This window comes from Pseudomonas sp. KH_024_B2 (genome assembly GCF_057839965.1).
In genome coordinates this window covers 1,217,116-1,230,397 of sequence record NZ_CM174502.1, presented here as the reverse complement: position 1 = coordinate 1,230,397, position 13,282 = coordinate 1,217,116, and the positions used below count along the sequence as shown (strand labels likewise).

Sequence of the window (13,282 nt, the reverse complement as noted above, 5' to 3'; positions counted from 1 at the left end):
TGACCATTGGCATTGAGTTCATTTCTCATCCAGCCATTCAGGACTTACTCTACAGACGGTAATCCGAACTCCTTCAGGAACCCTGAACGTGACTGAAATACCTGCTGAAACCGAAAACCCGGCGCAAATCCGACGCACGGCGCTCTACCTCACACTCGCCCAAGTGCCCGCAGGTAAAGTGGTGAGTTATGGTCAGCTGGCTGAGCTGGCCGGGCTGGGTCGCGCGGCACGCTGGGTCGGCCGTACACTCAGCCAATTGCCCGGCGATACCAAATTGCCCTGGCATCGCGTTCTCGGGGCCGACGGGCGTCTCAGCTTGCCGGCCGGTAGTGCTTCGGGTGACGAGCAGCGCGCGCGTTTACGTATGGAGGGCATCAGTATCCTGAACAATCGTGTTGATATTCAGCGCCATGGCTGGCGCCCGGTAGAGCACAGCGGTTAGAGTGCGCGCTTTGTTTACGTAATCTGAGGCAGACTCCAGCCCATGCCCCCTAATACCTGGCGCGCCGCGCTCGCCGCCTATGCCAGCCCTTCGACGCTTGTGTTGTTGCTGCTTGGTTTTGCCGCCGGCCTGCCCTATATGCTGGTGTTTTCGACGCTTTCGGTCTGGTTGCGCGAAGCCGGTGTGGCCCGTGAAACCATTGGCTACGCGAGCCTGATCGGTCTGGCCTATGCCTTTAAATGGGTATGGTCACCGTTGCTCGACCAGTGGCGCCTGCCACTGCTCAGCAAACTCGGGCGTCGTCGATCCTGGTTGGTACTTGCTCAATCGCTGGTCATCCTCGGACTGATCGGCATGGGCTTCTGCGACCCGCAAAAACATCTGTCCTGGCTGATCGCCATTGCGGTGGTCGTCGCTTTCGCCTCGGCCACCCAGGATATTGCGATTGACGCCTATCGCCTGGAGATTGCCGAAGACAGCCGCCAGGCCGCACTGGCCGCCGCTTATATGTCCGGCTATCGGGTCGCGGCACTGCTGGCAACTGCCGGTGCGCTGTTCTTCGCCGAAGGCTTCGGCTCCACCGGCTTCAACTACAAACATTCGGCGTGGGCCGGCACCTACATTCTGTTCGGTGCATTGATGGTCCCGGCACTGCTCACCACCTTTCTCATGCGCGAACCGCCGGTGCCGCTACGCACCCAGCTATCGGCCGGCCGCTACAGCTTCGTGCATCAATTGGCATCGGTATTCGTACTGATCGTGCTGCTGGTTTCAGTTCCGGCGATGTTCACCCAGTTCTACAACACCGACTTCGCCAGCGTGCTGTTTGACAGTGTCAGCCTGCTGGACCTGCTATTGGAGGACCGCGCGTTCCTGCGAGCCATCCTCTACACCACTCTGACGGCCTTGTGCCTCTCGAGCATGGGTCGCCGCGGCCTGGCGCCGGTGCTGACACCGATCAACGATTTTATCCTGCGCTACCGCTGGCAGGCTCTCCTGCTGCTGGGACTGATCGCCACCTATCGGATGTCCGACACGGTCATGGGCGTGATGGCCAACGTGTTCTATATCGACCAGGGATTCACCAAGGATCAGATCGCCAGTGTCAGCAAGATTTTCGGCCTGATCATGACCCTGGTCGGCGCCGGGATGGGCGGTTTGCTGATCGTGCGCTTCGGGATCCTGCCGATCCTGCTCATTGGCGGCGCAGCCTCGGCAGGCACCAACCTGCTGTTCCTGATGCTCGCCGGCATGGGCGCCAACCTGAATATGCTGATTGGCACCATCTCGCTGGACAACTTCAGCTCAGGACTGGCCACCTCAGCCTTTGTCGCTTACCTGTCGAGCCTGACCAACCTGAAGTTTTCCGCCACTCAATACGCCCTGCTCAGCTCGATCATGCTCTTGCTGCCACGCCTGATTGGTGGCTATTCTGGAGTGATGGTGGAGAAGTTCGGCTATCACGACTTTTTCCTGATCACCGCCCTGCTCGGCATTCCGACCCTGCTGTTGATCGCCCTGCACTGGTATCAGGAAACCCGCCGCGCCCGCGCGAATGCCGCCGCGGCCGGCGAAGTCAACGAGATCAAGGAAGTCAACGAAGCAACCAAAGTCCGCGAAGAACTTTAGCAAACCTCCGGGGACTGTCGGCTTTCGTCTGGCTCCCCGGTTCGCCCGGCTGCAATCCTGTACGCAAACAGATCTCGCCCGTACAATGCTCCGTCATTTCTAGTCATCAGCAACCGACAACGGCCAACCATGCGCACCAGTCAATATTTGCTCGCCACACAGAAAGAAACGCCTTCCGATGCGGTCGTGATCAGCCATCAGCTGATGCTGCGCGCCGGTATGATCCGCAAACTGGCCTCTGGCCTGTACACCTGGCTGCCCATGGGCCTGCGGGTAATGCGCAAGGTTGAAGCCATCGTTCGCGAAGAAATGAACGCCGCTGGCGCTCTTGAAGTGTTGATGCCCAGCACCCAACCGGCTGAGCTGTGGCAGGAATCCGGTCGCTGGGAAGAGTACGGCCCTGAACTGCTGCGCTTCAAGGATCGCCATGGCCGCGACTTCTGCGCCGGCCCGACCCACGAAGAAGTGATCACCGATCTGATGCGCAACGAGTTGAGCAGCTACAAACAGCTGCCGATCAACCTGTACCAGATCCAGACCAAATTCCGCGATGAAATCCGTCCACGCTTTGGTTTGATGCGCGGTCGCGAGTTCATCATGAAGGACGCTTACTCCTTCCACGCAGACCAGCCATCGCTGCAGGTCACCTACGACCGCATGCACCAGGCGTACTGCAACGTATTCACCCGACTGGGCCTGAAGTTCCGCCCGGTTGAAGCCGACAACGGCTCCATTGGTGGTGCTGGCTCCCACGAGTTCCACGTATTGGCCGAATCCGGCGAAGACGATATCGTCTTCAGCAACGGCTCCGACTACGCGGCGAACATCGAGAAGGCCGAGGCCGTTCCTCGGGAAACCTCGCGCGTGCTGCCTGCCGAAGAGCTGCGTCTGGTCGATACGCCAAACGCCAAAACCATCGCGCAACTGGTCGAAGGCTTCAATCTGCCGATTGAAAAGACCATCAAGACCCTGGTGGTTCATGCCGAAGAAAAAGGCAAGCTGATCGCGCTGATCATTCGCGGCGACCACGATCTGAACGAAATCAAGGCCGCCAACCAGCCAGGCGTTGCCAGCCCGCTGGTCATGGCCTCTGAAGCCGAACTGCGTGACGCCATTGGCGCCGGCGCCGGCTCCCTCGGCCCGTTGAACCTGCCATTGCCGATCATCATCGACCGCTCGGTCGAGCTGATGAGCGACTTCGGCATCGGCGCCAACATCGACGACAAGCACTACTTCGGCGTCAACTGGGAGCGCGATCTGCCGGTTCCGACCGTCGCGGACCTGCGCAATGTCGTGAGCGGCGATCCAAGCCCGGACGGCAAAGGCACCCTGGAAATCAAACGCGGCATCGAAGTCGGGCACATCTTCCAGCTGGGCACCAAGTACAGCGAAGCGATGAAGTGCCAGGTCCTCGGTGAAAACGGCAAGCCTGTCACCCTGGCCATGGGTTGCTACGGCATCGGCGTTTCGCGTGTTGTTGCGGCTGCCATCGAACAGAACAACGACGAGAACGGCATCATCTGGGGCGACAGCCTCGCGCCGTTCCAGATCGCCCTGGTACCGCTGCGCTATGAAACAGAACTGGTTCGCGAAGCCACCGACAAACTGTATGCCGAATTGACGGCTGCCGGTTTCGAAGTGCTGCTGGACGACCGCGACAAGAAAACCAGCCCGGGCATCAAGTTCGCGGACATGGAGCTGATCGGCATTCCACACCGGATCGTGGTCAGTGACCGCGGCCTCGCCGAAGGCAACCTGGAATACAAGAGCCGCACCGAGGCCGAGGCGCAAGCGCTGCCGGTCGCCGACGTGCTGTCCTTCCTCCAAGCCCGTATCCGCCGCTGAAACCAGATCAAGAGAAGTCATGTTCAAGCGAAACACCTTAAGCCTCGGTGGTGCCGCCCTGTGCGGCACCCTGCTGGTCAGCGGCTGTGCCAATCAGATGTCGCAACGCAGCGAGCACGAGGAGCGTATCGAGCGCAAATTGCTCGAGCACAGCCTGCAGATCGATGTCGGCGAGCCTAAGGTGCTTGAGCTGCCGCAACGCCGAGTGCGAATCCACGAGCAGAAGACCTTCGAAGTCACCGAGTTCGAAGTCACCCGTAACTATGACCGTTACACGCCTTATCAACCCTGGCGGGAGATTTACGAGATTCCGCTGGGCGCGGTGGCGGTGGTCGCAGGTGTGGGCGCGAACATTGTCAACGTGTTCGCCTTCGGCAGCCTGCCAGACAGCATAACCAGAGACTGGATCAGCTACGGTTTTGCCGGGCTCAACCCGGCCATGAACGTGCAGTCTCATGGTCGCGCACAGCAGAACCTGGCCGGAATCGACGAAACCCAGCGTGACAAACGCCTGGAATATTCGAGCCTGCCGTGGAGCGAGCGTCCGGTGCAGGTCAAGGCCGGCAAGCAAACCTTTGATCTGAGCACTGATCGTAATGGCATCCTGCGCTTGAATCTGCTGGACAGCCCGTTTGCCGAACAGGACCTGAACCACATCGACAAGCTGCAGATCAGCGTCAAAGACGCTCAGGATGACGTGCATACCGACTCATCCCTGGCGATCAGCAGCACCTTGCGCGGCAAGATGCTGGAAGCCCACGGCCTGATTTACGATGACCTCGAAGATGACGAAGTCAGCCAGTGGGTACACCGGGTAAAACGTCTGTCGGAACTGGGTCTGGAAGAAGAAGCCAGCGAGCTGGAACAGAGCCTGATCGAATTGACTCGCAATGATCCTGAATTGCAGCGTGAATTCCTCAAGTCACTGACCAAGGATGCCGGACGATTGGTGGCAGATCCTGGGGCTTGATTGACCTGAAAAGCTTCGCGGGCATTTGTGGCGAGGGAGCTTGCTCCCGCTGGGTCGCGAAGCGCCCCCAAAACCAGGCGCCGCGGCGCTTCAGGTAAACCGCATCTGCTGCGCAGCCGAGCGGGAGCAAGCTCCCTCGCCACAGGTCTGCGCTCGAAGTCACAGAACCGAATATCCAACACTAACGGCTAAACAACTCCAACTGCTCATGCCCACCGCGCAGATCCTGCAAACGCACGCCTATCCCCAATAGCCGCACCGGCTTGCCGCCCCGATTGAAAGCCTGGGTCAGCAATTGCCGATACCCCTCCAGATCCCGCCCTGCTCCGGCCTGCTCCAGAGTGGTCTGGGTGAAATCATGGAACTTCACTTTGACGAAAGGCTTACCCGGCCGATAACTGCTGTCGATCCTCGCCATGCGGGCGGTCAGGGTTTCCAGCAACTCCGGTAATTTTTCCAGGCAGCTGGTCAGATCGGGCAAGTCCACATCGTAGGTATTTTCGACGCTGACAGACTGACGTCGACTGTCATTCTGCACCGGACGATCATCAATCCCGCGGGCCAGCCCCCACAGCCTCTCGCCAAAACTGCCGAATTCGCGCACCAGCGCCAACTTGCTCCAGTCCCGCAGCTCCAGGCAATTGACGATACCGAGCCTTCCCAGCTTGTCCGCCGTGACCTTCCCCACCCCGTGCAGCTTGCTGACCGGCAAAGCGGAAACAAAATCCTCGACCTGATCCGGGGTGATCACGAACAAACCGTTAGGTTTTTTCCAGTCGCTGGCGATCTTGGCGAGGAACTTGTTCGGCGCCACGCCCGCCGAGACCGTGATGTGCAACTGATTGGAGACGCGCCGGCGGATATCTTGCGCGATGCGCGTGGCGCTGCCGGCAAAATGTGGGCAATCGGAAACGTCGAGATAAGCCTCATCCAGGGATAGCGGCTCGATCAGGTCGGTGTACTCGCGAAAGATCGTCTGAATCTCTTTCGATGCTTCTTTATAAGCATCCATACGCGGCTTGACGATCACCAGGTCCGGACAGAGTTTCAAGGCATGCCGGGAAGACATGGCCGAGCGCACCCCATAGGCCCGCGCTTCATAGTTACAGGTGGCAATCACCCCACGCTGCTGCGCCGAACCACCGACAGCCAGTGGTTTACTGGCCAGACGCGGGTCGTCGCGCATCTCGATAGCGGCATAAAAACAATCACAGTCGACGTGGATAATTTTGCGCTGCGTCATATAAAGACAGTGTTCGTTGAGGACAAAAGAGATAAAGATGGAACAGATGGGCAGTATCTCACCGACACCTGTACATAGCACCAGTACTTTGAATCTTCGCCGGCGCACGTAGGAAAAACCTTCGATGAATGTATTTTTTCAATCAGAACAAACCCACCGATAGAGCTGAGAGCCTTACACAGCCTGCCCTGAAGGCTAATCTGCCTTCCCTCTGCCAAGCTAAGCGATTGAACAGGAAGAAGTTTTTTATAATTACAGGTTGACACCCCGGCGATCCTCTGTAGAATGCCGACACACAGACGCGGGATGGAGCAGTCTGGTAGCTCGTCGGGCTCATAACCCGAAGGTCGTCGGTTCAAATCCGGCTCCCGCAACCAAACATCAAAAAAGGCTACTCGAAAGAGTGGCCTTTTTTGTGCGTGTCGAATTTTATCCCCTCCAGCGACACCAGCGACCGAACGGGGCAAAAGGAAAATCCTTTGTGTTTCTGGCACTTATCCCGCCCTGCCGACCGTCCGCCGCTTATTTACGCTTATTTAACCCTTTAGAGTATTAACGGTTGACACTCAGGCGATCGCCTGTAGAATGCCGCCACACAGACGCGGGATGGAGCAGTCTGGTAGCTCGTCGGGCTCATAACCCGAAGGTCGTCGGTTCAAATCCGGCTCCCGCAACCAAACATCAAAAAAGGCTACTCGAAAGAGTGGCCTTTTTTGTATCTGTCGAAAAACCCCTCAGTAACAATGACCACCCCTCGCCACAAACATTTGAAAATATTTTTCCATAGGGATTGGTAACTTGGCTGGATACCCCCATCCTGTCGCGCACAATCCAAGAGGTGATTGATGCGCACCAACTCGTCTGATTCACAGGACACTGTCACAGCGAACCAACCGATCACAATTACTCGCCTGCGCTGGCTGGACCGGTTGAGCAAATACCGTCACCCCATCGGTCTGGCCGTTACTCTGTTGTTGTTCGCTATCGCGCTGGTTGCCTGTCGCCAGCTGCTGAGCGAACTCGATCTGAATGCCCTGCACGACTCAATCCTGGAAGTGCCAAAGCCGGCCTTGCTCGGCGCAGTGGGGGCGACCATCGCTGGCTTCATCATTCTGCTGGGGTACGAGTGGTCAGCCAGCCGTTATGCCGGCGTGAAGTTGCCGCCGCGCGCGCTCGCCCTGGGGGGATTCACCGCATTCGCCATCGGCAACGCCATTGGCCTTTCGCTGCTGTCCGGCGGTTCGGTGCGTTACCGCTTATATGCACGCTTTGGTCTGGGGGCGTCTGAAGTCGCGCGCATGACGTTGTTTGCCAGCCTGTCGCTGGGCTGCGCCTTGCCGCCGCTGGCAGCCCTGGCCACCCTCAGCAACCTGCCAGCCGCCTCTGCCGCGTTACGCCTGTCGGAGCCGCTGCTGGGCGCGATTGCAATTGCAGTTCTGCTCCTTGGCACGGTACTGGCGATTGGCATCTACCGCCGTCGCCTGCCGGAACAACCGCTCCCGGACAATCTGCTGGTCCGGATCGGACGTCGCACCCTGCGCCTGCCAGGCCGCCGCCTGACCTTCCTGCAGCTAGTGATTACGGCGCTGGACGTGGCCGCTGCCGCCATCGTGCTCTATCTATTGCTGCCAGAAGCGCCGCCGTTCGGTGCATTCATGCTGGTCTACCTGCTGGCACTGGCTGGCGGTGTACTCAGCCATGTGCCCGGCGGCGTCGGGGTGTTCGAAGCGATTCTGCTGGCGGCCTTTGCCGACAAACTCGGTGCCGCGCCACTGGCGGCAGCCTTGCTGCTGTATCGCCTGATCTACGTAATCCTGCCGCTGCTGGTGGCTTGCCTGCTGTTGCTGATCAGCGAAGCGCAACGGCTGTTTCAATCTCGCCAATCACTGCGGGTAGCCTCGGGCCTGGCCGCGCCAATCCTCGCGGTACTGGTGTTCCTGTCCGGCGTGGTGTTGCTGTTTTCCGGTGTCACACCCGAAATCGACACGCGCCTGGAACACATCGGCTTTCTGATCCCCCACCGCCTGGTCGACGCCTCGCACTTTGGTGCCAGCCTGATCGGCGTGCTCTGCCTGTTGCTCGCTCAAGGCCTGCGCCGTCGACTATCGGCAGCCTGGATGCTCACCACCATTCTGCTGCTGGTGGGCGCCCTGCTCTCTTTGCTCAAAGGGTTCGACTGGGAAGAAGCCAGCCTGATGACCCTGACTGCCACCCTGTTGGCGGTATTCCGCCGTTCGTTCTATCGCCCGAGCCGACTGACCGAAGTGCCATTCTCGCCGCTGTATCTGGTGTCCAGTGTTTGCGTGCTGGGCGCTTCGATCTGGCTGCTGCTGTTCGCTTACCAGGATGTGCCCTACAGCCATCAACTCTGGTGGCAGTTCGCCCTCGACGCTGATGCTCCGCGCAGCTTGCGTTCGCTGCTCGGCGCCGCGGTGCTGCTGGTGGTGGTGTCATTGACCTGGCTGCTGCGCACCGCGCGCCCGGTGATCCACCTGCCGACCGCCGAAGAACTGGATCGGGCGGTAAAGATTCTCATGGCCTCGGCCCAGCCGGACGGCGGCCTGGCCCTGACCGGCGACAAGGCGTTGCTGTTTCATCCCAACGACGACGCGTTCCTGATGTACGCCCGCCGTGGCCGCAGCCTGGTTGCACTCTACGACCCGATCGGTCCGGCCCAGCAGCGGGCCGAGATGATCTGGCAATTCCGCGACCTTTGCGACATTCATCACGCCCGCCCGGTGTTCTATCAGGTGCGCGCCGAAAACCTGCCGTACTACATGGACATCGGCCTGACCGCGATCAAACTCGGTGAAGAAGCCCGGGTCGATTTGCAGTGCTTCGATCTCGAGGCCAAAGGCAAAGAGATGAAGGACTTGCGTTACACCTGGAACCGTGGCACCCGGGATGGCCTGTCGCTGGAAATCCATGAGCCCGGCCATGCGCCAATGGATGAACTGAAAGTCATTTCCGATGCCTGGCTGACCGGCAAGAACGTGCGCGAGAAAGGCTTCTCCCTCGGTCGATTCAGCGAGGACTACCTCAAGCATTTCCGCGTTGCGATCATCCGTTTTGAAGGGCGCCCGGTGGCGTTCGCCAACCTGCTCGAGACTTATGGCCATGAACTGGCCAGCCTCGACCTGATGCGCGCCCACCCTGAAGCACCCAAACTGACCATGGAGTTCATGATGGTCGGCCTGATTCAGCATTATAAAAATCATGGATATGCACGTTTCAGTCTGGGCATGGTGCCGTTGTCGGGTCTACAACCCCGTCGCGGCGCTCCCTTGACCCAGCGCCTCGGCTCGATGGTGTTCCGCCGCGGCGAGCAACTCTATAACTTCCAGGGGTTGCGTCGCTTCAAAGACAAGTTCCAGCCTGACTGGGAACCCCGTTACATGGCCGTGCCCGCCGGACTCGATCCGCTGGTGGCACTGGCCGATACCGCCGCCCTGATTGCGGGCGGCTTGACTGGATTGGTGAAACGCTGATGATTCAACGCGCCTGGCGGTATTTACTGGCCACTCTGGTGGTGCTTGCCCTGATCCTCGGTGGCGGCTATTGGTTCTGGAACCGCCCAGCGCCGGAACCGACACTTGAACACTTGATACAGGCCGACGGTTCGACAACCACCCGGGTCATTCCTGGCACCGCGCCGCACGCCCAGGTGGTGGTGGCCGTTACCGACGAACAAAAGCTCAACGACAAACAACTGCTGACCCTGAGCCGTGGCGGCGCGGCGCAGATCGTTCAGGTGATCCTGCCCAAGGATTGCATGCTGCAGGGGCGTGCATTGCAAGCGGCCCTGAAACAACTCAACGGCCCCGCGACCCTGGTCAGCGGCATCGGCCCTGGAGCCGTGCTGGCCTGGCGCTGGCTGGCCGAGCAAACCAATGACAAGGCGCTGGCCATTTCGGTGGATCTGGCACTGGAAAAACCCGGCTGCACTCACCTGCTGCCCAAGACTGCCGCTCACGGTCACTGGCTGGTGGCCTGGAACGACAACCCCGACGACACCAGCGCCGGTTTCGTCCGCGATCAACCCAATGCCGAAACCAGCATCAGCGACTACGACATCAACTTGCCGCAAGTCCTGAACAATGAACTGCGCAAGACGCTCATGGGTTCAGACAAGGGCAATGGCGGCCTGAACATCCCGGTGGTCGAAGTACCTGCCGGCCAGGCCAAGGACACCGTGACCCTGTTCCTGTCCGGCGATGGCGGTTGGCGCGATCTGGACCGTGACGTGGCCGGCGAAATGGCCAAGATCGGCTATCCAGTGGTCGGTATCGACACCCTGCGCTACTACTGGCAGCACAAGAGCCCGGAGCAAAGCGCCACTGACCTCGCTGAACTGATGCAGCACTACCGGCAGAAATGGGGCACCAAGCGCTTCGTGCTGACCGGTTACTCCTTCGGCGCCGACGTACTGCCAGCCATCTACAACCGCCTGCCAGAAGCCGAACAGCAACGGGTCGACGCCATTATCCTGTTGGCCTTCGCCCGCACTGGCAGTTTCGAAATCGAAGTTGAAGGCTGGCTCGGCAACGCCGGCAAGGAAGCCGCCACCGGCCCGGAAATGGCCAGGCTGCCAGCAGACAAAGTGCTGTGCATCTACGGCGAAGAAGAAGTCGACGAAAGCGGTTGCACCGACAAGACCGCAGTCGGTGAAGCCATGAAGCTACCCGGTGGTCACCACTTCGACGAGAACTACCCGGCCCTGGCTCAACGCCTGGTCGATGCGATAGAGAAACGCCAGGGCAAGACCAGGGTCGCTGAAGAGTGATCTGAGCATCGCCCACAAAAAAGCCCCCGCTGCCGCAAGGCAACGGGGGCTTTTTACTATCCAGTGTCGCCGCACCACCCTTGTGGGAGCGGCGGTGCGGCGATCCGACTTGCCCGCGAAAGCGATGTTTGCCGCTACACAAGTATCGCCTGAGATGACGTCTTCGCGGGCAAGCCCGCTCCCACAGGCTTTTTCATAGCGCTTACATTTCTACTTGAGTACCCAATTCGATCACGCGATTCACTGGCAGGTTGAAGAACCGCAGGTTGCCGTTGGCGTTCTTCAGCATGAAGGCGAATAGCACCTCACGCCAGCGCGCCATGCCTTCCAGCTTGGAGGCGATCACCGTCTCGCGGCTGAGAAAGTAGGTGGTGCGCATCGGGCTGAAATCCAGCTCAGGCAGATGGCAGAGCTTCAGTGCTTGCGGCACATCCGGTTCATCGACAAAGCCGAAATGCAGGATCACCCGGAAGAAACCTTCGCCATAAGAGTCCACCTCGAAACGCCGCTGCGCCGGTACTCGCGGGATGTCTTCGTAGACCACCGTCAGCAACACCACTTGCTCGTGCAGCACCTGGTTATGCAGCAGGTTGTGCAACAAGGCGTGAGGCACAGCATCCGGCCGCGCGGTGAGGAACACCGCCGTGCCCTGGACTCGATGGGGTGGCTGCACACTGATACTGCTGATGAAAATCGGCAGCGGCAGCCCGCCTTCGTCGAGACGCTCGACCAGCAATTGCTTACCGCGTTTCCAGGTGGTCATGAGCGCGAACAACACGATGCCCGCCACTATCGGAAAGGCCCCGCCCTGAACTATTTTCGGCACGTTGGCGGCGAAGAACAGCCCGTCCACCAGCAGGAAGCCGATCAGGATCGGCACCGTCAAGATCGGCGGCCATTTCCACAGCAACAACATCACCGCCGATACCAGAATCGTGGTCATCAGCATGGTGCCAGTCACCGCCACACCGTAGGCCGAAGCCAGCGCGCCCGAAGACCCGAAACCAAGCACCAGCAGAATCACTCCGACCATCAGCCCCCAGTTCACCGCACCGATGTAAATCTGGCCTTTTTCAGCACTGGAGGTGTGCTGGATGTACATGCGCGGTATATAACCCAGCTGGATCGCCTGAAGGGTCAGGGAGAACGCACCGGAGATCACCGCCTGGGAAGCAATCACCGTCGCCAGGGTCGACAGCCCCACCAGCGGGATCAGCGCCCAACTCGGCGCCAGCAGGTAAAACGGGTTACGTGCCGCTTCCGGGTCGCCCAACAACAGCGCGCCCTGGCCGAAGTAGTTGAGCACCAGCGCCGGCAGCACCAGGATGAACCAGGCTCGGGCAATCGGCTTGCGACCGAAGTGGCCCATGTCGGCGTACAGCGCCTCGGCACCCGTCAATGCCAGCACCACCGCGCCGAGCACCGCCACACCCAGGCCTGGATGAACGATAAAAAACCGCACGCCCCAGGCCGGATTCATCGCATTGAGCACTTGCGGGTGCTGGACGATGCCATAGACCCCCAGCGCACCCAGTACCAGAAACCAGGTCACCATCACCGGGCCGAACAGAATGCCGATGCGTGCCGTGCCATGACGCTGAATCAGAAACAGCGCCACCAGCACGATCAGCGACAGCGGCACCACCCAGTGATCAATGCCCTCGAATGCCAGCCCCAGTCCCTCGATCGCCGACAACACCGAGATCGCCGGGGTGATCATGCTGTCGCCGTAGAACAGCGCCGCACCGCACAAGCCACAGACCACCAGCATCGTGCGCAGACGCGGGTGGTTCGCCGACGCCCGCCGGGCGAGCGCGGTCAACGCCATGATGCCGCCTTCCCCCTGGTTGTCGGCGCGCAAAACGAACAACACGTATTTGATCGATACCACCCAGATCAGCGACCAGAAAATCAGCGCCAGAATCCCGAACACACCGTCCTGGTTGACTTGTACCCCATAGTGGCCGGAGAACACCTCCTTGAGGGTGTACAAGGGACTTGTGCCGATATCGCCGTAAACCACCCCGACTGCCGCTACCAGCATGCTCAGCGGTTTCGCCACGGAATGCTCGGCATCCGCCGCCTGACTACTTACCTGACCCATCAACCACTCCTGTTACTCAGACCCGGCTTCTTTGAAAGAAGCACTATGCTTTGCCGTGCAGCATGCGCTGTTTTTCTTGCGGTGACAGGACCGTAACAATTCATTACCGCGCAATGCTGCGAAGCATAACGCAGCACCCGTCGTATTTCCCTGCATAAAGCTGGTCAAGTGCGCTGCCCGTCGCTAGAATTGCGCACTTTTTGATCAGAGGCGCGCCAAGCGCCCGTTCGTCGCCTTGCCACTCGCGGCTCCAGGCGCACAAAACA

General features: G+C 59.8%; 8 protein-coding genes and 2 tRNA genes. 8 read left to right on the top strand and 2 right to left on the bottom strand.

Going from position 1 to position 13,282, the window contains the following annotated elements; translation table 11 throughout:
* Window positions 1-61 precede the first annotated feature (61 nt).
* The 4 genes from AC3I0A_RS05760 to AC3I0A_RS05745 all read left to right on the top strand — a co-directional run bounded on the left by AC3I0A_RS05760 (window position 62) and on the right by AC3I0A_RS05745 (window position 4,886).
* Window positions 62-442 (top strand): MGMT family protein, encoded by a 381-nt coding sequence (locus tag AC3I0A_RS05760; protein ID WP_489378431.1) that lies wholly within the window; start codon window positions 62-64, stop codon window positions 440-442.
* A 42-nt stretch (window positions 443-484) separates the two neighbouring features.
* Window positions 485-2,071, top strand: coding sequence for an AmpG family muropeptide MFS transporter (locus AC3I0A_RS05755; protein WP_489376648.1), 1,587 nt, complete (start codon window positions 485-487; stop codon window positions 2,069-2,071).
* Between the two features lie 129 nt (window positions 2,072-2,200).
* Window positions 2,201-3,916, top strand: coding sequence for a proline--tRNA ligase (locus tag AC3I0A_RS05750; protein WP_489376647.1), 1,716 nt, complete (start codon window positions 2,201-2,203; stop codon window positions 3,914-3,916).
* A gap of 19 nt (window positions 3,917-3,935) precedes the next feature.
* Window positions 3,936-4,886 (top strand): hypothetical protein, encoded by a 951-nt coding sequence (locus AC3I0A_RS05745; protein WP_489376646.1) that lies wholly within the window; start codon window positions 3,936-3,938, stop codon window positions 4,884-4,886.
* 181 nt (window positions 4,887-5,067) lie between these two features.
* Here the strand turns inward: AC3I0A_RS05745 and dinB are convergent, their stop codons facing one another.
* Window positions 5,068-6,129 carry a DNA polymerase IV gene (gene dinB / locus AC3I0A_RS05740; RefSeq protein WP_489376644.1) on the bottom strand — a complete coding sequence of 354 codons (1,062 nt, stop codon included), beginning with the start codon at window positions 6,127-6,129 and terminating at the stop codon, window positions 5,068-5,070.
* Window positions 6,130-6,429: 300 nt separating this feature from the next.
* Between dinB and AC3I0A_RS05735 the strand changes: the two genes are divergently transcribed.
* The 4 genes from AC3I0A_RS05735 to AC3I0A_RS05720 all read left to right on the top strand — a co-directional run bounded on the left by AC3I0A_RS05735 (window position 6,430) and on the right by AC3I0A_RS05720 (window position 10,912).
* Window positions 6,430-6,506, top strand: a tRNA-Met gene (locus AC3I0A_RS05735).
* Window positions 6,507-6,729: 223 nt separating this feature from the next.
* Window positions 6,730-6,806: transfer RNA gene (locus tag AC3I0A_RS05730), tRNA-Met, on the top strand.
* Window positions 6,807-6,974: 168 nt separating this feature from the next.
* A complete protein-coding gene (mprF, locus tag AC3I0A_RS05725) occupies window positions 6,975-9,617 on the top strand; it encodes a bifunctional lysylphosphatidylglycerol flippase/synthetase MprF (protein ID WP_489376643.1) in 2,643 nt (880 codons plus the stop codon).
* Window positions 9,617-10,912, top strand: a complete 1,296-nt coding sequence (locus AC3I0A_RS05720) for a virulence factor family protein (protein WP_489376642.1) — start codon at window positions 9,617-9,619, stop codon at window positions 10,910-10,912. Before mprF ends, AC3I0A_RS05720 begins: the two co-directional genes overlap by 1 nt.
* A 202-nt stretch (window positions 10,913-11,114) precedes the next feature.
* Here AC3I0A_RS05720 and AC3I0A_RS05715 read toward each other — a convergent pair whose 3' ends face one another.
* Window positions 11,115-12,956 (bottom strand): potassium transporter Kup, encoded by a 1,842-nt coding sequence (locus AC3I0A_RS05715; protein WP_489378430.1) that lies wholly within the window; start codon window positions 12,954-12,956, stop codon window positions 11,115-11,117.
* Window positions 12,957-13,282: the final 326 nt, after the last annotated feature.